Annotated in this window: 17 protein-coding genes; 7 read left to right on the forward strand and 10 right to left on the reverse strand. The window is 54.7% G+C overall.

Features of this window, described 5'->3' with window-relative positions; translation table 11 throughout:
* Nucleotides 1–162: 162 nt before the first annotated feature.
* The 4 genes from polB to araB all read right to left on the reverse strand — a co-directional run bounded on the left by polB (nucleotide 163) and on the right by araB (nucleotide 6619).
* Nucleotides 163–2514, reverse strand: coding sequence for a DNA polymerase II (gene polB, locus OGX86_RS03885; RefSeq protein WP_286639343.1), 2352 nt, complete (start codon nucleotides 2512–2514; stop codon nucleotides 163–165).
* 90 nt (nucleotides 2515–2604) lie between these two features.
* The gene (araD, locus tag OGX86_RS03890; protein WP_048214955.1) at nucleotides 2605–3300 is read right to left on the reverse strand and encodes an L-ribulose-5-phosphate 4-epimerase; all 696 of its coding nucleotides are present in this window, start codon (nucleotides 3298–3300) and stop codon (nucleotides 2605–2607) included.
* Between the two features lie 96 nt (nucleotides 3301–3396).
* A complete protein-coding gene (gene araA / locus OGX86_RS03895) occupies nucleotides 3397–4899 on the reverse strand; it encodes an L-arabinose isomerase (RefSeq protein ID WP_123268692.1) in 1503 nt (500 codons plus the stop codon).
* 10 nt (nucleotides 4900–4909) lie between these two features.
* Nucleotides 4910–6619, reverse strand: coding sequence for a ribulokinase (araB, locus tag OGX86_RS03900; protein WP_234103122.1), 1710 nt, complete (start codon nucleotides 6617–6619; stop codon nucleotides 4910–4912).
* 339 nt (nucleotides 6620–6958) lie between these two features.
* On the opposite strand from araB, the gene araC reads away from it, so the two are divergent.
* Nucleotides 6959–7804 (forward strand): arabinose operon transcriptional regulator AraC, encoded by an 846-nt coding sequence (gene araC / locus OGX86_RS03905; protein ID WP_003829586.1) that lies wholly within the window; start codon nucleotides 6959–6961, stop codon nucleotides 7802–7804.
* A gap of 119 nt (nucleotides 7805–7923) precedes the next feature.
* A complete protein-coding gene (locus OGX86_RS03910) occupies nucleotides 7924–8691 on the forward strand; it encodes a DedA family protein (protein WP_060682760.1) in 768 nt (255 codons plus the stop codon).
* 97 nt (nucleotides 8692–8788) lie between these two features.
* On the opposite strand, the gene thiQ is transcribed toward OGX86_RS03910, so the two are convergent.
* From thiQ to sgrR, 4 genes are all read right to left on the reverse strand, one after another.
* Nucleotides 8789–9487: a thiamine ABC transporter ATP-binding protein ThiQ gene (gene thiQ, locus OGX86_RS03915; protein ID WP_286639346.1), complete on the reverse strand. Its 699-nt coding sequence runs from the start codon at nucleotides 9485–9487 to the stop codon at nucleotides 8789–8791.
* Nucleotides 9471–11081 (reverse strand): thiamine/thiamine pyrophosphate ABC transporter permease ThiP, encoded by a 1611-nt coding sequence (gene thiP, locus OGX86_RS03920; RefSeq protein ID WP_286639348.1) that lies wholly within the window; start codon nucleotides 11079–11081, stop codon nucleotides 9471–9473. Before thiP ends, thiQ begins: the two co-directional genes overlap by 17 nt.
* Nucleotides 11057–12040, reverse strand: coding sequence for a thiamine ABC transporter substrate binding subunit (gene thiB / locus OGX86_RS03925; protein ID WP_048214951.1), 984 nt, complete (start codon nucleotides 12038–12040; stop codon nucleotides 11057–11059). Before thiB ends, thiP begins: the two co-directional genes overlap by 25 nt.
* A gap of 286 nt (nucleotides 12041–12326) precedes the next feature.
* Nucleotides 12327–13982 carry an HTH-type transcriptional regulator SgrR gene (gene sgrR / locus OGX86_RS03930; RefSeq protein WP_048214950.1) on the reverse strand — a complete coding sequence of 552 codons (1656 nt, stop codon included), beginning with the start codon at nucleotides 13980–13982 and terminating at the stop codon, nucleotides 12327–12329.
* Between the two features lie 99 nt (nucleotides 13983–14081).
* On the opposite strand from sgrR, the gene sgrT reads away from it, so the two are divergent.
* From sgrT to idnR, 5 genes are all read left to right on the forward strand, one after another.
* Nucleotides 14082–14210 carry a glucose uptake inhibitor SgrT gene (sgrT, locus tag OGX86_RS03935; protein WP_020996233.1) on the forward strand — a complete coding sequence of 43 codons (129 nt, stop codon included), beginning with the start codon at nucleotides 14082–14084 and terminating at the stop codon, nucleotides 14208–14210.
* Nucleotides 14211–14318: 108 nt separating this feature from the next.
* A complete protein-coding gene (locus OGX86_RS03940; RefSeq protein ID WP_213785979.1) occupies nucleotides 14319–15497 on the forward strand; it encodes a sugar efflux transporter in 1179 nt (392 codons plus the stop codon).
* A 279-nt stretch (nucleotides 15498–15776) separates the two neighbouring features.
* On the forward strand, nucleotides 15777–16541 hold the full coding sequence (gene idnO / locus OGX86_RS03945) for a gluconate 5-dehydrogenase (RefSeq protein WP_003829575.1): 765 nt from the start codon (nucleotides 15777–15779) through the stop codon (nucleotides 16539–16541).
* A gap of 56 nt (nucleotides 16542–16597) precedes the next feature.
* Nucleotides 16598–17881, forward strand: a complete 1284-nt coding sequence (locus tag OGX86_RS03950; RefSeq protein WP_149607612.1) for an MFS transporter — start codon at nucleotides 16598–16600, stop codon at nucleotides 17879–17881.
* 82 nt (nucleotides 17882–17963) lie between these two features.
* The gene (gene idnR / locus OGX86_RS03955; protein WP_032944294.1) at nucleotides 17964–18956 is read left to right on the forward strand and encodes a DNA-binding transcriptional regulator IdnR; all 993 of its coding nucleotides are present in this window, start codon (nucleotides 17964–17966) and stop codon (nucleotides 18954–18956) included.
* Nucleotides 18957–19001: 45 nt separating this feature from the next.
* Here idnR and leuD read toward each other — a convergent pair whose 3' ends face one another.
* Together leuD and leuC are read right to left on the reverse strand one after the other, a co-directional pair.
* Nucleotides 19002–19607: a 3-isopropylmalate dehydratase small subunit gene (leuD, locus tag OGX86_RS03960; protein WP_003829572.1), complete on the reverse strand. Its 606-nt coding sequence runs from the start codon at nucleotides 19605–19607 to the stop codon at nucleotides 19002–19004.
* A 10-nt stretch (nucleotides 19608–19617) separates the two neighbouring features.
* On the reverse strand, nucleotides 19618–21018 hold the full coding sequence (gene leuC / locus OGX86_RS03965) for a 3-isopropylmalate dehydratase large subunit (protein ID WP_048227098.1): 1401 nt from the start codon (nucleotides 21016–21018) through the stop codon (nucleotides 19618–19620).
* Nucleotides 21019–21020: the final 2 nt, after the last annotated feature.

A 21020-nucleotide genomic window follows, 5' to 3' on the forward strand; every position in this document is an offset into this window, starting at 1 on the left:
TATCTTTAATTGCAGGCAATACTCGTCATTTTCCGGGCTAATCCCCGTTATTGAGAGCATACGACCCCGCTACCAGGCTAATAAATCAGTGGTAGTGGTGTTAAATGGGTCCAGGAATGGAAAGGGCGCTATGGTACTGGATGGCGGCGGTTTCGTCACGCGTCAAAATAACCCCAGTTGTCCTGTGAGTAGTGTAGCAAAATTATCGTCAATAAAGGGAAGAATTCCCTCGGCAACAGGTTGGATCTGGCGGGTCAGATAATGCTCGTAATCGAGCACAGATAGCTGATAATCAACAGGTTCTGGGCCATTGACCGTCCAGACATATTTTATGGTTCCGCGATTCTGATACTGTGGCGGACGCCCCAGCTTTACATTCTGCTCATCGGCGAGTCGCGCGGCACGAACGTGTGGTGGAACATTTCGCTGGTATTCACTTAACGGGCGGCGCAGGCGCTTGCGGTACACCAGTTGTTCATCCATTTCACCGGCCATCAGACGGTCAATAGTCTCACGAACAAACTCCTGATAAGGTTCGTTACGAAAAATTCGCAGGTATAGCTCCTGCTGAAACTGTTGGGCCAGCGGCGTCCAGTCGGTTCGTACCGTTTCCAGTCCCTTAAACACCATACGTTGCTCTGCACCGTCCTGAATCATCCCCGCATAGCGTTTTTTACTGCCGGTATCTGCACCGCGAATGGTCGGCATCAGAAAGCGACAAAAATGGGTTTCAAATTCCAGCTCCAGCGCGCTGGTCAGATTTTGTTGCTTCAGCGATTGCGCCCACCAGGTGTTGACATAGCTCACCAGTTCCCGACCAATTCGGGCTGCATCGTCTTCTGAGTGCGCCTTTTTCAGCCAGACAAAGGTGGAATCGGTATCGCCATAAATGACATCGTAACCCTGAGCCTCAATTAACGCTTTGGTCTGGCGCATGATCGCATGGCCGCGCATGGTAATGGACGAGGCCAGTCTCGGGTCGAAAAAGCGACAGGCGGTGGTGCCCAGCACGCCGTAAAATGCGTTCATGATGATTTTCAACGCCTGCGAGAGTGGCTTATTGCCGCGGCGTTTTGCTTCTTCGCGCCCGTGCCAGATCTGAGTAACGATTTCCGGCAGGCAGTGCTTTTCGCGTGAAAACCAGGCGTCAAGGAAACCTTCGGTGCTGTGTTCCGGATCCGGCTGCGCCATCCCTTCGATAAGCCCCACCGGATCGATTAAAAAAGTACGAATTATTGAGGGGTACAGGCTTTTGTAATCCAGCACCAGTACGGAGTCGTATAAGCCTGGGCGCGAGTCCATCACATAGCCGCCGGGACTGGCGTGCGCGGGGACTTCACCGAGATTCGGCGCCACATAACCCGCCCGGTGCATTCGTGGCAGGTAGAGATGTCCGAAGGCGGCAACTGAACCACCGTGCCGGTCGACCGGCAGACCGTTGACCGTCGATCGTTCCAGCAGAAATGGCATGATCTCGGTTTTGTGAAAAATGCGCGTGACCAACTCACAGTCTTTGAGATTGTAGGTGGCAAGCGCGGGCTTATCCTGGGCAAATCGACGGTCGATTTCATCCATTCTGTCCCACGGATTATCAATCGACTTCCCTTCGCCCAGCAGCTCCTGTGACACCGTTTCCAGCGAGAATGACGAGAAATTCCAGAATGCGGATTTGAGTGCTTCAATGCCGTCAATGATCAGACGACCTTTGGCCTGCGCGAAGAACACGCCGTTTTTGAAGCCATGCTCGCGCCACTCCAGTTCGCTATTATCACGACCAAAACGCAGGGGAATGCGGTAACGTTCGGCGTGCTTTTGCAGGACGCGTAAATCGAATTGCACGACGTTCCAGCCGATTATCACATCAGGATCGTGACGGGCAACCCAGTCATTGAGTTTTTCCAGCAACTGCGGGCGGCTTGCTACGTACTCAAGTTCAAAATCAAGCGTAGAGGCGTCGCCGTTTGGCGGGCCGAGCATGTAGACAATACGCTGCCCACAGCCTTCAAGACCGATGCAATAGAGTTCGCCGTGGCGCGTGGTTTCAATATCCAGCGATACCCATTTTAGCGGTGGTCGATAGTCAGGGTTCGGCTTCAGGCGGGCATTCACCAGCATGTCATTATGTCTGTCGCCTTCGACCCAAACAGGGGAGGTGATAAAGCGCTCCATCAGATACCGCTCAGGTGGGCGTACGTCGCCCTCATAGACGGTGACTGCGTTTTCGCGCAGCAGTTTTTCCAATCGCATGAGCTGGCGATGTGAGCGGCAATACAGTCCGGAAACAGGCTGGCGGTGGAAGTCTTGCAATTGCAGCGATTTCAGGCGATAGCCGTTTTCAGTGCGTAATAATGACATTACGCGAGGAACCTGACTGGTGGGAATAAACGCGACCGACTCCTGAGGCGCGAGCGTGACCTGCAGCGGCCCATCGTCTGTAGCCAGCCAGAATGAGACCTCAGTTCCCTGCGGGGTGTCCCGCCAGTGCCGGGTTAAAATAAAACCTGCTTGCGCCACGCTGCGTATCCGTCAAAAAACCAGGCATTATTATAGCCTGGTTCTGATAGATTAGCTGTGATTTTATACAGTTGTCATGCTCAAAAGAGGTTACTGTCCGTAATACGCTTTAGCACCGTGTTTGCGCAGGTAGTGTTTATCTAGCAGGGTTTGCTGCATATCCGGTAATTGCGGCGCGAGCTGGCGGCAGAAAATCCCCATATAGGCGACTTCTTCCAGCACGATGGCGTTATGCACCGCATCTTCGGCATTTTTTCCCCAGGCAAATGGACCGTGAGAGTGCACCAGCACGCCAGGCATCTGTGCGGCATCAATACCTTGTTTTTCAAAGGTTTCAACGATTACGTTACCGGTTTCCCATTCATATTCGCCATTGATTTCTTCGTCGGTCATTTTGCGTGTGCAGGGAATCGAACCGTAGAAATAGTCCGCATGGGTGGTCCCCGTTGCCGGAATCGACTGACCCGCCTGCGCCCAGATGGTTGCATGACGCGAATGGGTGTGAACAATGCCGCCAATGGTCGGGAATGCCTGATATAACAAACGGTGTGTTGGGGTATCTGAGGAGGGCTTTTTCGTGCCTTCAACGACTTCCCCCGTGGCGATACTGACTACCACCATATCGTCGGCGGTCATTACGCTGTAATCGACTCCCGAAGGTTTAATCACAAACACGCCGCGCTCGCGATCGACGGCGCTAACGTTTCCCCAGGTCAGCGTCACCAGGTTGTGCTTTGGCAGCGCCAGATTCGCTTCCAGTACCTGACGTTTAAGATCTTCTAGCATGTTAACTCCTGAATGCCGGATGGCGCTTCGCTTATCCGGCCTACGTAATTTGTAGGCCCGGTAAATGAAATGCCACCGGGCAATCCGTTTCACCAATTAACGTTTGAACCCGTAATACACTTCGTTCCAGCGCAGCGCGTCCTTAAAGGCCGGCAGGCGGGTATCGTTATCGATCACCGCGATCTCGATATCGTGCATTTCAGCGAACTGACGCATGTCGTTCAGATCCAGCGCGTGGCTGAAGACGGTGTGGTGCGCGCCACCGGCAAGGATCCAGGCTTCAGAAGCGGTTGGCAGATCTGGCTGGGCTTTCCACAATGCGTTAGCCACCGGCAGTTTCGGCAGGTCGTGCGGCGTTTGCACTGTGTCGATGCAGTTAACCAGCAGACGATAGCGATCGCCGAGATCGATCAGGCTGGCAACCACTGCCGGGCCGGTTTTGGTGTTGAAGATCAGACGGGCGGGATCGTCTTTACCACCAATGCCGAGGTGCTGTACGTCGAGGATCGGTTTCTCTTCCACCGCGATGGACGGGCACACTTCCAGCATGTGCGAGCCGAGCACCAGATCGTTGCCTTTCTCGAAGTGGTAGGTGTAATCCTCCATAAATGAGGTGCCGCCCTGCAGACCGGTTGACATCACCTTCATGATGCGAAGCAGAGCGGCGGTTTTCCAGTCGCCTTCGCCCGCAAAGCCGTAGCCTTGCTGCATCAGACGCTGTACGGCCAGACCCGGGAGCTGTTTCAGGCCGTGTAAATCTTCAAATGTGGTGGTGAAGGCGTGGAATCCGCCCTGTTCCAGGAAGCGTTTCATCCCCAGTTCAATACGGGCCGCTTCCAGAACGTTCTGACGTTTTTCGCCGTGGACTTGCGTCGCCGCCGTCATGGTGTAGGTGCTTTCGTACTCATCGATTAGCGCGTTGATTTCGCCGTCGCTAATTGCGTTCACTACCTGCACCAGATCGCCCACGGCCCAGGTGTTTACCGAGAAGCCGAACTTGATCTGCGCAGCGACTTTATCGCCATCGGTGACCGCAACTTCACGCATGTTGTCGCCAAAACGGCAGACTTTGAGGTGGCGGGTATCTTGTTTGGACACGGCCTGGCGCATCCAGGAGCCAATGCGTTCGTGCGCTTGTTTATCCTGCCAGTGACCGGTGACCACGGCATGCTGCTGACGCATACGCGCGCCGATGAAGCCGAACTCACGACCGCCGTGCGCAGTCTGGTTCAGGTTCATAAAGTCCATATCAATGCTGTCCCACGGCAGGGCGGCATTGAACTGGGTGTGGAACTGCATCAGCGGCTTGTTGAGAATAGTCAGGCCGTTAATCCACATTTTGGCCGGGGAGAAGGTATGCAGCCAGACCACCATCCCTGCACAGCGATCGTCGTAATTCGCGTCACGACAGATAGCGGTAATCTCGTCAGGTGAAGTGCCCAGCGGTTTTAATACCAGCTTGCAGGGCAGTTTGGCTTCAGTATTCAGTGCGTTAACGACGTGCTCGGCATGTTGGGTTACCTGACGCAGGGTTTCAGGGCCATACAGATGCTGGCTACCAATCACAAACCACACTTCATAGTTATCAAAAATCGTCATTGTCGTGTCCTTAATGTGTCAGGGTTGCCAGGTCTACCGGGGCTTGTTGCGCCGGAGCGGCAGTCGGAAGGTATTGCTGTTCAGCGCTTACTGCCCACTGCTGATAGCGGCGGTAAAGCTGTTCAAAACGTTGAGCCTGCTCTGGGCGAGGTTGCAGCGTGTTTTCCACGGCGCTTGCCATCTGCTGCTGAGCGGCAGGGATATCGGCGTGTACTTTCGCGGCAACGGCGGCGAAGATAGCTGCACCGAGTGCGCAGCACTGGTCTGAAGCGACAATCTGTAGCGGACGGTTCAGCACGTCACAGCAGGCCTGCATGATGACCGGGTTCTTGCGCGCGATACCGCCAAGCGCCATCACGTTGTTAACCGCAATGCCTTGTTCGGTGAAGCATTCCATGATGGCGCGCGCGCCAAAGGCGGTGGCGGCAATCAGACCACCGAACAGCGCTGGTGCGTCGGTTGCCAGATTCAAATCGGTAATGACGCCTTTCAGACGCTGGTTGGCATTGGGCGTACGGCGACCGTTGAACCAGTCGAGCACCACCGGCAGATGCTCCAGTGATGGATTTTTCGCCCAGGCTTCGGTGAGTGCAGGCAGCAGCTGTTTTTGACTGGCTTTAATCTGGGTCTGCAGTTCCGGATGCTGTGCGGCAAGCTGTTCCAGCGGCCAGCTCAGCACGCGGCTAAACCAGGCATAGATATCGCCGAATGCAGACTGACCAGCTTCGAGGCCAATAAAATTAGGTACCACGCTGCCATCAACCTGGCCGCAAATGCCTTTCACCGCACGCTCGCCAACGCTTTGCTTGTCGGCAATCAGAATGTCGCAGGTAGACGTGCCGATGACTTTCACCAGCGTGTTAGGCTGTGCACCTGCGCCGACCGCGCCCATATGGCAGTCAAAAGCACCGCCTGCAATCACCACACTCTCCGGTAGCCCCAGACGCTGTGCCCACTCGGCGCACAGGGTGCCAACCGGCAGATCCGCGGTGAAGGTATCGGTAAACATTGGGTATTGCAGATGGCGGTTGAGGATGGGGTCGAGTTCGTCAAAGAAACTGGCTGGCGGCAGACCCCCCCAGCTTTCATGCCACAGGGATTTATGCCCGGCGCTGCAGCGACCGCGACGAATATCCTGCGGGCGTACGGTGTTGGAGAGCAGGGCTGGAACCCAGTCGCATAGCTCAATCCACGAAACCGCAGCTTCGGCAACTGCGTGGTCCTGACGAGTTACATGCAGGATTTTGGCCCAGAACCATTCGCTGGAATAAATGCCGCCAATATAGCGGGAGTAATCGATCTTGCCCGGTGTATGGCACAGGCGGGTGATTTCTTCGGCTTCTTCTACTGAGGTGTGATCTTTCCACAGGACGAACATCGCATTCGGGTTTTCCGCGAACTCCGGACGCAGCGCCAGTACATTACCGTCTGCATCGATGGGTGCCGGGGTTGAGCCGGTACTGTCAACGCCAATCCCGACTACTTCCGCGCGTTGTTCTGCGCTCAGCTCGGCCAGGACGGTTTTCAGCGCCGCTTCCATGGACTCAATGTAGTCGCGCGGATGATGGCGAAACTGGTTGTTTGGGCCATCGCAATACTGCCCTTCCTGCCAACGTGGGTACCACTCAACGCTGGTGGCGATCTCTTCGCCGGTGGCACATTCCACCGCCAAAGCGCGTACTGAATCACTACCAAAATCGAGGCCAATTGCAATCGCCATCGTCTTACTCCATCCAAAAATACGGGTATGGATAAACAGTAGTGAGTAGCGATAAAAACCGTCAGGCAGGATCCGCTAATCTTATGGACTAAAATGCTGTGACATCACAAAGTGTGACGCTGTGCAAATAATCAATGTGGACATTTCTGCCGTAGTTATAGACACTTTTGTTAGCCGATTTTGACGTTGGCGTAGTACATGTTTTTTACAAAGAGCTTTTCACAAGCGGGGTTGGTGGTCCATTGCCGCAAATACAGCGGCCCGCAGGGGCGACAGCGATGATGTCTGGCGTAATATGGACAAATTGTTTCTTGGCAGGACATAGGGAGTATTGAAATTATGGCTGAAACGCAAAACGATCCCCTGTTGCCAGGTTATTCGTTTAACGCGCATTTGGTGGCCGGATTAACCCCCATTGAGGCGAACGGATACCTGGATTTTTTTATCGACAGGCCGCTGGGTATGAAGGGTTATATCCTCAATCTCACCATCCGTGGCGAAGGGGTTATCAATAATCAGGGCAAGCAGTTTGTCTGCCGGCCTGGCGATATTCTGTTGTTTCCACCCGGAGAAATTCACCACTACGGGCGCCATCCTGATGCCAGCGAGTGGTATCACCAGTGGGTTTACTTTCGCCCGCGCGCCTACTGGCAGGAGTGGCTGACCTGGCCGGCCATTTTTGGCCAGACCGGTTTTTTCCGCCCGGATGAAGCACATCAGCCGCATTTTAACGAGCTGTTTGGGCAAATAATTAACGCCGGGCAGGGAGAAGGTCGTTATTCTGAACTGCTGGCGATTAATTTACTGGAGCAGTTGTTGCTCCGACGTATGGAAGCCATCAATGAATCGCTACACCCGCCCATGGACAACCGCGTTCGCGATGCCTGCCAGTACATCAGCGATCACCTGGCGGACAGCAATTTTGATATCGCCAGCGTCGCACAGCATGTCTGCCTGTCGCCTTCCCGTTTGTCGCATCTGTTCCGTCAGCAGTTGGGTATCAGTGTATTAAGCTGGCGCGAGGACCAGCGCATCAGCCAGGCGAAGCTGCTGCTGAGTACCACACGTATGCCTATCGCCACCGTAGGTCGCAATGTTGGCTTTGACGACCAGCTCTATTTCTCTCGTGTTTTCAAAAAATGTACCGGTGCCAGTCCGAGCGAGTTTCGTGCAGGATGTGAATAAAAAGTGAATGATGTATCCTGAAAGTTGTCATAACTCGCAATCTATTCAGACAATTGATGGCTTGACGAAGTTGAGAGGGGTTATCAAAATCCCTGCTTCGTAAATTTGACGGACACATTATGCAAGCATTGCTGGAACACTTTATTCTCCAGTCCGCCCTGTACTCTCTGATCGCCGTACTTCTGGTGGCTTTTTTGGAGTCGCTGGCGCTGGTTGGTCTGATTCTGCCCGGGACCGTGATGATGGCGGGGTTGGGCGCGCTGATTGGCAGCGGCGAACTGAACTTCTGGCATGCCTGGCTTGCGGGCATTGTCGGCTGCCTGTTGGGGGACTGGATCTCCTTCTGGTTGGGCTGGCGCTTTAAAAAGCCATTGCACCGTTGGTCGTTCATGAAAAAGAACAAGGCGTTGCTGGATAAAACCGAGCATGCCCTGCATCAGCACAGCATGTTTACTATTCTGGTGGGGCGTTTTGTCGGACCGACGCGCCCGCTGGTGCCGATGGTAGCAGGCATGCTGGATCTGCCTGTCGCTAAATTTATCGTCCCGAATATTATAGGCTGCGTGCTGTGGCCGCCGTTCTACTTCCTGCCGGGGATCCTGGCGGGAGCGGCAATTGATATTCCTTCTGATATGCAGAGCGGGGATTTTAAATGGTTGCTGCTGGCGACGGCGGTGTTGCTCTGGGTGGGCGGCTGGTTTTGTTGGCGGCTGTGGCGCAGTGGCAAAGCGGCTGTTGATCGCTTAACGACGTATTTCCCCCGCAGCCGTTTGCTGTATCTGGCACCGTTGACGCTCGGGATCGGCGTGGTCGCGCTGGTGGCGTTATTGCGTCACCCACTGATGCCGGTGTATATCGATATTCTGCGCAAAGTTGTGGGTTACTAGCGATTCCTTTGCCGGATGGCGGCTTTGCCTTATCCGGCCTACAAAATGTGCGACCTGCAGGCCGGATAAGGCGTTCACGCCGTCATCCGGCAACGCATTATGCTTTAATGCCCAATAGCGCCGAGGCGCTGGCGTTGCCGCTTAACAGATCGTCCGTTTTGCCCTGCCACGCGATGCGCCCATCGGCGACCACAATCGAGCGGGACGCAATTCGCGCCGCATCTTCTACGCCGTGAGAAACCATCAGTAAGGTCAGCTGCTTCTCGCGACAGACTTCGGCGACCAGCGTTAGCATCTCCTGGCGCAGCGCGGGATCGAGCGCTGAGAACGGTTCATCAAGCAGTAAAATAGGTTGTTCCCGCACCAGACAACGCGCCAGCGCCACGCGCTGTCGCTGCCCGCCGGAAAGTTCGCCGGGGAGGCGTTCCAGCAGAGAGTCGAGTCCCATTTGTTGAGCGATGTGGTGCATTTTCTCCCGCTGCGATGTGTTCAGCTTCAATCCCGGATTCAGGCCCAGGCCGATGTTTTGCTGTACGCTCAGATGGCTGAACAGGTTGTTTTCCTGAAACAGCATGGAAACAGGACGGCGTGAGGGCGGCGTGGTGGTGTGATCTTCACCATCAATCATCATGGTACCGCTGGCAGGCGTGAGAAAGCCGGCAATCAGATTCAGCAGCGTACTTTTCCCGGCGCCGCTGGGCCCGAGTACAGCTATTTGCTCACCGCGCGCGACCGACAGGGTAAAGCGCATGGGCAAATGGTGATAAAGCCATGTGATATCAATCAGTTTTAACATTTTGACCCGGCAATTTCTCAATAACGGTAAACAGCGTAAAGCATAGGATCAGCAGTAATAACGCCGTAACTGCGCCATCCTGACTGCGATAAGAGCCAATCTGCTGATATAAATAAAACGGCAGGGTACGGAAATCCTCATTACCAAATAACGCCACTACACCAAAATCGCCAATCGACAGGACGCAGGCAAACGCCATCGCCTGCGCCAGCGGGCGCTTCAGGGCGCGCAGTTCAACCACTTTCAGGCGCGACCATCCCTCAATGCCCAACGACTGGCACAACATACTGTAGCGCGCAGTGACGTCACGCATTGGGTTTTCCAGTACCTTCAGTGCATAAGGGATCGCCATCAGCGCATTGGTAAAAATGACAATGCTGTCGGCAGATTCAGGAAGACCAGTGGTGTTATTGAGCAGCAGAAAGAAGCCGGTAGCTAACACGATGCCCGGCATGGCGAGGATCATCATGCCGCTCAACTCCAGCATCTGACCTGCCAGCAGCTGCTGTCGGGCACGGAGTTCACGACTGCTCCATAACAGCATCATGGTGATTACGACGCATAACGCTCCTGCTGCTAATGCGATGCGCAGCGAGGTTCCCAGCGCCTGCCACAGAACCGGCTGCATCAGTACATCCAGAACCTGGCGGTTTAAGCCATCGACAATCACCGCCAGCAACGGCGGCAATAACAGCAACAGGGCAAGAATAATCAGGATTGCGTCAGCCAGTCGGCTGTGCAGGCGATCGTCGGGATCGCGCCAGCCTTGTACCAGGGTAGCACCGGGAGCAATCGCCCGGCTCAGACGTTGACTGAGGAGCACCAGCGCCAAACAACAAACCATCTGGATCAACGCCAGCATGGCTGCGCGGGCAGGATCGTAATCAAAATTCAGCGCCTGATAGATAGCCAGTTCGATGGTGGTGGCCTGTGGCCCGCCGCCCAGCGACAGAACGGTGGCGAAGCTGGCGAAGCACAACATAAAGATGAGTGCCGCGACGGGCAGGATCTGACGACGCAGCCACGGCCATTCAACAAAACGGAAGAAATGCCAGCCACGCATACCCAACTGAGCGGCTAACTGCCGCTGTTCGCCGGGAATATTCTCCAGCGACTGTAACAGCAGGCGGCTGGCCATCGGCAGATTGAAAAAGACATGCGCCAGCAGAATGCCCTGCAAACCATATGGCGAAAACGTCCACTCCAGCCCGAATATATGCCAGAGCGAGGCCAGCCAACCCAGGCGGCCGTAGACGCTAAGAATACCGAATACCGCGACCAGCACTGGCAGGATTAACGTCATTGCGCACAGACGCAGCAGCGCCAGACGTCCTGGAAAACGACGACGATAGAGCGCTCTGGCAAGGAAAATCGCCGGGACAACCGACAGCACAGCGGATAAAAAAGCCTGCCAGAAAGAAAAGCGCACCACGTGCCACAGGTAGTCATCTTGCCACAGCGAGAGCCATTCTCCCTGCGGGGCGTTAAACCACAGAGCCAGAAATGCGGCCAGGGCAACGGCCACCATCAGCGTGGCGGCGGTAAGCCCTGGAACCAGCCAGCCGGGGATTAACGGCTGACGGCGCGTTGCCATTCGCTAATCCATGCCTGACGTTGAGCCGCAACCTGCTGCGGCGTAAATTCCAGCGGGGTGGCCGGTTTATTCAGTTGCTCGAATCCTGGCGGTAGGGCGACTTGCGTCACGGGATACATCCAGTTGCCGGTCGGAATCGCATTCTGGAATGCCGGGGATACCATAAACTTCAGGAATTTCTCGGCCAGTTCCGGCTGCTTGCTGGCTGCGGTACGGGCGGCGACTTCCACCTGTAAATAGTGGCCTTCGCTAAAGTTGGCCGCGGCGTAGTTGTCTTTTTTATCGGCGATGATGTGATAGGCCGGAGAGGTGGTGTAGCTGAGCACCAGATCGCTTTCACCTTTCAGGAACAGGCCGTAGGCTTCGCTCCAGCCCTTGGTGACGGTGACGGTTTTGGCAGCCAGTTTCTGCCATGCCTCTGGCGCTTTATCGCCATAGACTTTCTGCATCCATAGCAACAGACCCAATCCCGGCGTGCTGGTGCGCGGATCCTGATAAATGACGCGCCATTTTTGGTCGCTCTCTACCAGTTCTTTCAGGCTTTTGGGCGGATTTTTCAGCTTGTTTTTATCATAGACAAAAGCGAAGTAGCCGTAATCAAACGGAACAAAGGTGTCATTTTTCCAGCCGCCGGGTACGTTAACGGCGTCACTTGGAACACCGCTTTTGGCAAACAGTTTGGTTTGTGTGGCGGCTTCCAGCAGGTTGTTATCCAGACCCAGCACGACGTCGGCTTTGCTGTTTTTTCCTTCCATGCGCAGGCGGTTAAGCAGCGAGACGCCATCTTCCAGCGCCACCAGCTTTAGCTCGCAGTTGCAGTCAGCTTCAAAAGCTTTTTTGATTGTCGGGCCCGGGCCCCAGTCAGCGGCGAACGAGTCGTAGGTATAGACGGTCAGTACAGGTTTAGCGAAGGCAGGCGCTGCGCACAGCAGTAAAAGCGGAAGACATTTTTTAAACACTTTGCACCTCAAGAGTTGGGTGGCAAAGGACTTGAGATAAGCCTCAAATCCCTTCGCCGGCATTATCCGGATCAGGTTCGACGGGTATCTCTCAGCCCATACACTTCATCATTCACGCTGCCTCTGTGTTGGCAGCGCTCGCTCACCCCAGTCACATAGTTATCTATGCTCCTGGGGACTCACTCGCTTGCCGCCTTGATGCATCATGAATGATCTTGTGTATGTTTTTTATTTAGCACCCCGTTGAGAACGGCGTTAGTGTAATGATTTTGTTGCTCAGCAGCAATTAAGGATCCGGCGGCGCAAACCATGCCGATTTAAAATCAAACCAGCCGAGGGTATTCATGCGCAGCCCGCGCATGCTTCGCTGTCCCTGAATGATCAGCCAGTGGTGGATCAACGGCACAATGGCCTTTGTGGCGAGCAGTTGTTGGCACCATGCCGCCAGGCTCATTTCGCCCGTTCGCCAGCGAGCCGCATCGTTTTCCCAGTCACGCGAGATACAGTTTTGCAGCAAAGGGACTTCGCACAAATGGGCGAACAGTGAGAAGTCCAGCGGGAGGGTAAAGTTGGCGCTGTTGAGCCAGATATCGCTGACGATTTCACCTGCATGCCACTGATCGTAGTCGATCTCCTGAATATTCAACTGTACCTGATGCTGCGCCAGCAACGTTTTCATGATCTGCGCGATAATCCGGTGTTCGATATGATCGCGATAGTAGGTGATTGTCAGCGTTTCCAACCCGGCGGGTTTTTCACCATGGCCTGGTTTGGCGTGATGCCAGCGGGGAAGCAAACCGTAGGCGGGAAACCACAACCGCTGGTACTGTTCATCGGCGTGGCAGATTAAATTTGTTGGCGAGAGAACGCGGCTTGCCCACTCGCGAACCTCCTGATTAGCGCCACGGTGGCTACGCGCATCAAACAGCAGGTAGTAGCAGCCTTCTTCGAGGCGGCTTTCGATCGCCTTTTCATCCTCTGTGGGGCCTTTTAGCGTCAACCCGCCGCCAGGCTCTTCTCCGATATCGGGTAATACCCAAACGTTAACTTCGTCGATCAAGGCCCGGTAGCCAAAGTAATCATCAAATGCATGAATTTTCAGTTGGTTATTGGTGTTGCGCATTACCGCATACGGACCGGTACCAATCGGGTGACTGGAGAAGTTGTTTAGCGTTTCCCATTCTCGCGGCAGGATCATGGCGGGGACCTGCCCCAATAGCCAGGGAAGCCAGCGATCTGGCTGGGCCAGATGGATATCCAGCGTCCAGGCCGTGGGAGAGACGATCTGCGTGATGTGTGAGTACAGCGGCAGGGCGTTAATGCGCCTCAGCGAGGCGATAACATCTTCCATTTCCAGCTCGCGGCCATGATGAAAATGGATCCCCGGGCGCAGGAAGAACCGCCAATGCAAAGGTGAAATTTGCTGCCAGTGATGAGCAATGTCCGCTTCCAGTTCCCCATTTTCCTCATTTACCCGAATTAAGGCACTGAAGATTTGGCGGGCGATATGGGTTTCGGAGCGGCGTAATGCCGTGCCGGGGAGCAGGTTGTGCATGGGGCGATAATAGAGAACGCGCATGATATGCCGACCCTGGCGAAAGCTGCGACCCAGATGGGAGACCAGCATTTGCCGTACGGCCGTTTTGTCACCGACAAGCTGCACTAGTTGATCGATGCGATCCTGTTCCAGTAGGTCTTCCGCGCGCTGCTGCTGGAGCGCCAGCCCGGTATAGAGGAATGTCAGTCGCGAGCGTTTACCTCGTCCAACTTCAGCTTCCCACGTTAACCAGCCACGATCCTGCATGGTATTAAGCAGCGTACGCATATGGCGGCGCGAGCAGCTCAGCAGATCCGCCAGCTCGTTGAGCGTCGTGTCTTGCGTCTTGCCGTCACAGCATTGCCACAGACGGATGAACTGTTGTTGCAAACGACCAGAAGACATAAAAGGGGAACTCCTGCGGAAAACTCAGCAATTTTATAATCCCTATATTAAGCCAATAATAGATTCCGATGAAGCGATGAGACAACGAAGGGGTCATCTATGCGTCAGTTCTGGTTGAAGTACTTTACCGCGACAGAAAAATCGTCCTGGTTGGCTTGCCTGAGCGCACCGCAGCGCTTAAAGATGCTCGAAGAGCTGATGCAGTGGGAGATGACATCTGACTCCTGAATTGGGAATTGCAGACATCATGTGTGACTGAGTATTGGTGTAAAATCACCCGCCAGCAGATTTTTTCTGCTGGCTTTTTTCGTATCAGCCCAGCCAATAGGGATAACAATGCTCTGGATTATGACCATGGGACGGCGCCTAAACGGCGTTTACGCGGCATTTATGCTGGTCGCTTTTATGATGGGCGTAGCGGGGGCATTGCAGGCACCCACGCTGAGTCTGTTCCTGAGCCGTGAAGTCGGGGCGCAGCCATTTTGGGTCGGGCTATTTTACACCGTCAATGCGATTGTTGGGATCATTGTCAGCCTTGGCCTCGCGAAACGATCTGACAGCCAGGGCGATCGACGTAAGTTGATCATGTTCTGCTGCCTGATGGCAATTGGCAATGCGTTGCTGTTTGCCTTTAATCGTCACTATCTTACGCTGATCACCTGCGGTGTGCTGCTGGCCTCGCTGGCGAACACCGCCATGCCGCAGCTGTTTGCGCTGGCGCGGGAATATGCTGATAACTCCGCGCGTGAAGTGGTGATGTTTAGCTCGGTGATGCGTGCGCAGCTTTCACTGGCTTGGGTAGTTGGCCCACCGCTGGCTTTTATGCTGGCGCTGAATTACGGCTTTACGGCGATGTTTTCCATTGCCGCAGGGATTTTTGCCATTAGCCTGGTGCTGATTGCGCTGATACTGCCGTCAGTTGCTCGGGTGGAGCAGCCTGTAGACGTGCCGCTGGAACAGACCGGCGGTTGGCAGGACAAAAATGTGCGTATGTTGTTTATTGCCTCCACGCTGATGTGGACCTGCAACACCATGTACATCATCGATATGCCGCTGTGGATAAGCCTCGAACTGGGCTTGCCGGACAAGCTGGCCGGGATCCTGATGGGGACGGCGGCTGGGCTGGAAATTCCGGCGATGATTCTGGCGGGCTATTACGTGAAACGCTTTGGCAAACGGCGAATGATGATCGCGGCCGTAGCAGCAGGCGTGCTGTTTTATCTTGGTTTGATCTTCTTTCACAGCCGTACGGCGCTGCTGGTGCTGCAACTGTTTAACGCGGTATTTATCGGTATTATCGCCGGGATAGGCATGCTGTGGTTTCAGGATCTGATGCCCGGACGTGCGGGGTCAGCGACCACATTATTTACCAACAGTATTTCAACGGGAGTCATTCTGGCAGGGGTGATTCAGGGGGCTGTTGCGCAAAGCTACGGTCACTATGCCGTCTATTGGGTAGTTGCGGTGATTTCGGTGGTGACGCTATGGATGACCGGGCGGGTGAAGGATGTTTAGTCCGGTGCAGTCCCGGCGTTGCAGTGCTCGACCGGACGACATTTCGTATTCGCTTTTGTCGTTTTTGTAGGCCGGATAAGGCGTTTACGCCGCCATCCGGCAACCTGTCTTTACGGCCTGATCGCGTTACGCTTATCAGGCCAATCCCTCTTTTTTTCATCTTGCACGTAAATGTAATGCTGATCACATAACGATCATTTTCCTCTTCCTGGATCTTCTTTTTTCTACTGTTACGCGTATACAGTTACGCGTAACAGTTATTAAAAAAGGAGTTTTTTTATGAAAAACCTATTCGACTTGACCGGCAAACGCGCGCTGATTACCGGTTCCGCTCAGGGCATTGGTAACCTGCTGGCCAACGGTCTGGCGGCGCACGGTGCTGAGATTGTGATTAACGATATTACCCAGCAGCGCGCTCAGGCGGCGGCGGACAAACTGGTTGCCGAAGGCTATCGCGCCGTTGGTTATGGTTTTGATGTCACCAACGGGGAAGAGGTGGCGCGCGCCATCGCGCAAATTGAAAAGGAAGTTGGGGCCATTGATATTTTAATTAACAACGCCGGAATTCAGCGTCGTTATCCCTTCACCGAATTCCCGGAGGCTGAATGGGACAAAGTGATTGATGTAAACCAGAAATCGGTCTTTCTGGTGTCGCAGCAGGTTTCCCGCTACATGGTGCAACGCCGCCGCGGGAAGATTATTAATATCTGCTCAATGCAAAGCGAATTAGGTCGTAAAACCATTACTCCATACGCGGCGTCAAAAGGCGCGGTCAAAATGTTAACCCGTGGCATGTGCGTGGAACTGGCGGAATACAATATTCAGGTCAACGGCATTGCTCCCGGCTATTTCGCCACCGACATGACCACCGCGCTGGTCAACGATGAAGCATTCTCCGCCTGGCTGTTCCAGCGCACGCCCGCCGCTCGCTGGGGTAACCCGGAAGAGCTTATCGGCGCGGCGGTTTATCTTGCCGCGCCCGCCTCTGACTTTGTGAATGGGCATCTTCTGTTTGTGGACGGCGGCATGCTCGCCGCGGTCTGATCAATAATGGGCCGCAACGCGCGGCCTGAGCGAAAACAATAATCCAAGGAGTGAGTATGAATATGCTCGCAAAACTGCCAGCGCGTCGCTGGTGGTATTTAATGCCGATTATTTTTATTACCTACAGCTTAGCTTATCTCGACCGCGCCAATTACGGCTTTGCCGCTGCCGCCGGTATTGAACATGACTTAGGAATTACTCAGGGAACAGCATCGTTAATTGGCGCGTTATTCTTCCTGGGCTATTTCTTTTTCCAGGTGCCGGGCGCGATGTACGCCGTTAAGCGTAGCGTGCGCAAAATGATTTTTTACAGCCTGATCCTTTGGGGGCTTTGTGCCGCGGCGACCGGCTTTGTCAGCAATATCCCAACGCTGATGGCGATCCGCTTTATTCTCGGCATCGTCGAAGCAGCGGTGATGCCCGCGATGCTGATTTATATCAGCAACTGGTTTACCAAAACTGAACGCTCGCGCGCCAACACCTTTTTAATTCTCGGCAACCCGGTCACAGTACTGTGGATGTCGATAGTCTCCGGCTACCTGATTGAAGCCTGGGGCTGGCGCGAAATGTTTATTATCGAAGGTATCCCGGCGGTGATCTGGGCGTTCTGCTGGGTGATTCTGGTACGCGACAAACCAGCGGAAGCGGGCTGGTTGAGCGAGCAGGAGAAACAGGCATTACAGCAGGCAATGGATCGCGAGCAGCGCGACATCAAACCGATGCGTAACTACGGTGAAGCGATGCGTTCACGCAGCGTCATTATGCTTTGCGCGGTGCATGCGCTGTGGAGCATCGGCGTGTATGGCTTCATGATGTGGATGCCGTCAATCCTCAAAAATGCGGCTCAGATGGACATTGTGGCGGTAGGCTGGCTGGCAGCGGTGCCGTATCTGGCGGCGATCTGCCTGATGCTGACCGTCTCCTGGCTGTCCGATAAGTTCCAGAACCGTAAGCTGTTTATCTGGCCGCTGCTGTTGATTGCCGCCATCGCGTTTTTTGCCTCGTGGCTGTTGGGCAACCAGTCCTTCTGGCTCTCCTACGCGCTGCTGGTTGTGGCCGCCGCCTGTATGTATGCACCTTACGGGCCGTTCTTTGCGCTGATCCCCGAACTGCTGCCGCGCAACGTCTCCGGTGTGTCGATGGGGATGATCAACAGTTTTGGCGCGTTAGGGGCATTCCTCGGCGCGTGGCTGGTGGGTTACCTCAACGGCGTGACCGGCGGGCCGGGCGTCTCCTACACCTTCATGGCGATTGCTCTGCTGGCGTCGGTGGTGCTGATGTACTGCGTTCGTGCGCAAAATGAAACCACGTCGCCGTCGGCTGAGATGGCTACGCGTTAAGGTTGAGCGAGGAGTGCAGTCGCTAACCGGCTGTGATAAGGTTCTCTGCGAGCATAATGGGCTGTTGGTCGTAGAGAACCTCATGAAAAACAATCGGATGACATTACAGGATATCGCTAATCTGGCCGGGCTGAATAAGATGACGGTCAGCCGTTATCTGCGTGACCCGAATCAGGTGTCGCAACGCAGCCGCGAATTGATTTCGAAAGTGATGGAAGAGAACAACTACATCCCCAACCGCGCCCCGGAAATTCTGCTCAACGCACGCAGCAAAACCATTGGTGTGCTGATCCCCTCGTTTCGTAATCAGATCTTTGCCGACGTGCTGGCAGGGATTGAATCCGTCACCTCGGCCTGCCAGTACCAGACGCTGATCGCCAACTACGAATATGATGCCGAGCGTGAAGAACGCGAGGTGCTGAACCTGCTCTCTTACAATATCGACGGCCTGATCCTCACGGGAAAGCTGCATACCGAGCGAATGATCCAGTACGTGCGCGCCAGCGGCGTACCGGTGGCGGAACTGATGGATATTAGCGGCCAGTATCTTGATATACAGGTTGGGTTTGATAACGAAAAAGCCGCGTTTGAAATGACGCAGGCTTTTATCGACAGCGGTAAACGCAGCATTGCTTTCTTTGGCTCGATGGATGACCCCCGAGACCTTAGCCGTTTTCGCGGCACCGAGAAAGCGCTGGCGGCGCAGGGACTGGAAGCGTACCACCTGGCGCCAAAAACTATTTCGTCGGTGGCGCTGGGCCGCAAGATGTTCCAGCAGGCGATGGCGGAAAAGCCGGATATTGACGCTATTTTCTGTACCAATGATGACCTGGCGGTTGGCGCGCTGCTGGAGTGTCAGGCACAGCAGTACGATGTGCCGGGAAAAATGGCGATTGCCGGTTTCCACGGGCTGGAAATTGGCCGTGCGCGGCTGCAAAAAATCGCCAGCGTGATTACGCCACGCTTTGAGATTGGCAAAACGGCGGCGGATATTCTGATTAAGCGTTTGAACGGGAAAGATGCGCCGGGTAGCGTCAATCTTGGCTACCAAATCTATTACGGCGATACGCTGTAGGTGAAGAGAAAGGGCTGGCCACCGTGCGGTGACCAGCGGAAGAGATTACTGCATAAACGCTGGCTGCTTGTCTTCGTACTCGGTGATGGCCGCTTCATGTTGCAGCGTCAGCCCGATGCTGTCCAGACCGTTCAGCATGCAGTGGCGGCGGAAGTCGTCAATTTTAAAGCTGTAGGACTTATCGCCTGCTTTCACCACCTGCGCTTCCAGATCCACTTCAAATTTAATGCCCGGATTGGCTTTCACCAGCGCGAACATTTCATCTACCTGCGCGTCGCTCAGGGTCACCGGCAACAGTTGGTTATTGAAACTGTTGCCGTAGAAGATGTCGGCGAAGCTTGGTGCGATCACCACTTTAAAGCCGTAATCGGTCAGTGCCCACGGCGCATGTTCGCGTGAAGAGCCGCAGCCAAAGTTTTCCCGTGCGAGCAGAATTGATGCCCCTTTATATTCCGGGAAGTTTAAAACGAACTCAGGATTCGGCTGTTGGCCCTTTTCGTCCAGAAAACGCCAGTCGTTAAACAGATGGGCGCCAAAACCGGTGCGCGTAACCTTCTGCAAAAACTGTTTAGGGATAATTGCGTCGGTATCAACGTTGGCGGCATCCAGTGGGACAACCAGGCCGGTATGCTGGGTAAATTTCTCTGCCATGGTAGTTTCCTTATTTGATGCTGCGAATGTCGGCAAAATGACCGGTTACGGCGGCAGCGGCGGCCATGGCCGGGCTGACTAAATGCGTGCGACCACCGCGGCCCTGACGACCTTCAAAATTACGGTTGCTGGTGGATGCGCAGCGTTCGCCTGGGTTCAGGCGGTCATTGTTCATCGCCAGGCACATGGAACAGCCCGGTAAACGCCATTCAAAACCGGCTTCGATAAAGATCTTATCCAGACCTTCTGCTTCCGCCTGCGCTTTCACCGGACCAGAGCCCGGCACCACCAGTGCCTGCACACCCGGCGCAACTTTGCGCCCTTTGGCGATTTCTGCCGCGGCGCGTAAATCTTCAATACGCGAGTTGGTGCAGGAACCGATGAACACTTTATCGATAGCCACTTCCGTTAACGGAATACCCGGTTTCAGCCCCATATACGCCAGCGCTTTTTCAGCCGATGCGCGCTCAACGGGATCGGCAAATGACGCCGGGTCGGGAATATTATCGTTCACCGAGATGACCTGACCCGGGTTTGTTCCCCAGGTGACCTGCGGTGCGATCTCTTCTGCCTGCAGGGTAACGACGGTATCAAACGTCGCGTTGTCGTCGGTTTTCAGCGTTTTCCAGTATGTAACCGCGTGGTCAAAATCCTCGCCCTTCGGTGCGTGTAAACGACCCTGCACATAGTTAAAGGTTGTTTCATCCGGTGCAACCAGACCCGCTTTAGCACCCATTTCAATGGCCATGTTGCACAGGGTCATCCGGCCTTCCATGCTCAATGCACGGATGGCTTCGCCACAAAACTCAACCACGTGTCCGGTACCGCCTGCGCTACCGGTTTTACCGATAATCGCCAGCACGATATCTTTGGCGGTAATGCCAGGGGCTGCTTTACCGTTGACTTCAATCTTCATGGTTTTGGCGCGCCCCTGTTTCAGGGTCTGCGTCGCCAGAACGTGTTCAACTTCAGAGGTGCCAATGCCAAATGCCAGTGCGCCGAACGCGCCGTGTGTAGCGGTGTGGGAATCGCCGCAGACGATGGTCATACCCGGCAACGTCACACCTTGTTCTGGCCCCATCACGTGAACGATACCCTGATACGGATGGTTCAGATCGTAGAGCTCGACGCCAAATTCGTTACAGTTCTTAATCAGCTCCTGCATCTGGATGCGCGCCATCTCACCCGACGCGTTGATATCTTTGGTCTGGGTAGAGACGTTGTGATCCATGGTGGCAAAGGTTTTACCCGGCTGGCGCACCTGACGGCCATGCGCGCGCAGACCATCAAACGCCTGCGGAGAGGTCACTTCATGCACCAGATGTCTGTCGATGTACAACAGTGGGGTTTCGTTTTGCGCCTCAAAGACGACGTGCGCATCAAACAATTTTTCGTATAACGTTTTGGCCATGA

This window comes from Citrobacter sp. Cpo040 (assembly GCF_030332915.1).
Classification (GTDB): Bacteria; Pseudomonadota; Gammaproteobacteria; order Enterobacterales; family Enterobacteriaceae; genus Citrobacter; species Citrobacter portucalensis.

Bases quoted from the DNA above. Each gene is read 5' to 3' on its own strand.
- idnR (WP_032944294.1), top strand. From the start codon at position 17,964: ATGAAAAACAATCGGATGACATTACAGGATATCGCTAATCTGGCCGGG.
- araB (WP_234103122.1), bottom strand. From the start codon at position 6,619: ATGGCGATTGCAATTGGCCTCGATTTTGGTAGTGATTCAGTACGCGCT.
- idnO (WP_003829575.1), top strand. From the start codon at position 15,777: ATGAAAAACCTATTCGACTTGACCGGCAAACGCGCGCTGATTACCGGT.
- araA (WP_123268692.1), bottom strand. From the start codon at position 4,899: ATGACGATTTTTGATAACTATGAAGTGTGGTTTGTGATTGGTAGCCAG.
- araD (WP_048214955.1), bottom strand. From the start codon at position 3,300: ATGCTAGAAGATCTTAAACGTCAGGTACTGGAAGCGAATCTGGCGCTG.
- sgrT (WP_020996233.1), top strand. From the start codon at position 14,082: ATGCGTCAGTTCTGGTTGAAGTACTTTACCGCGACAGAAAAATCGTCC.
- OGX86_RS03910 (WP_060682760.1), top strand. From the start codon at position 7,924: ATGCAAGCATTGCTGGAACACTTTATTCTCCAGTCCGCCCTGTACTCT.
- OGX86_RS03950 (WP_149607612.1), top strand. From the start codon at position 16,598: ATGAATATGCTCGCAAAACTGCCAGCGCGTCGCTGGTGGTATTTAATG.
- araC (WP_003829586.1), top strand. From the start codon at position 6,959: ATGGCTGAAACGCAAAACGATCCCCTGTTGCCAGGTTATTCGTTTAAC.
- leuC (WP_048227098.1), bottom strand. From the start codon at position 21,018: ATGGCCAAAACGTTATACGAAAAATTGTTTGATGCGCACGTCGTCTTT.
- sgrR (WP_048214950.1), bottom strand. From the start codon at position 13,982: ATGTCTTCTGGTCGTTTGCAACAACAGTTCATCCGTCTGTGGCAATGC.
- thiQ (WP_286639346.1), bottom strand. From the start codon at position 9,487: ATGTTAAAACTGATTGATATCACATGGCTTTATCACCATTTGCCCATG.
- leuD (WP_003829572.1), bottom strand. From the start codon at position 19,607: ATGGCAGAGAAATTTACCCAGCATACCGGCCTGGTTGTCCCACTGGAT.
- thiP (WP_286639348.1), bottom strand. From the start codon at position 11,081: ATGGCAACGCGCCGTCAGCCGTTAATCCCCGGCTGGCTGGTTCCAGGG.
- OGX86_RS03940 (WP_213785979.1), top strand. From the start codon at position 14,319: ATGCTCTGGATTATGACCATGGGACGGCGCCTAAACGGCGTTTACGCG.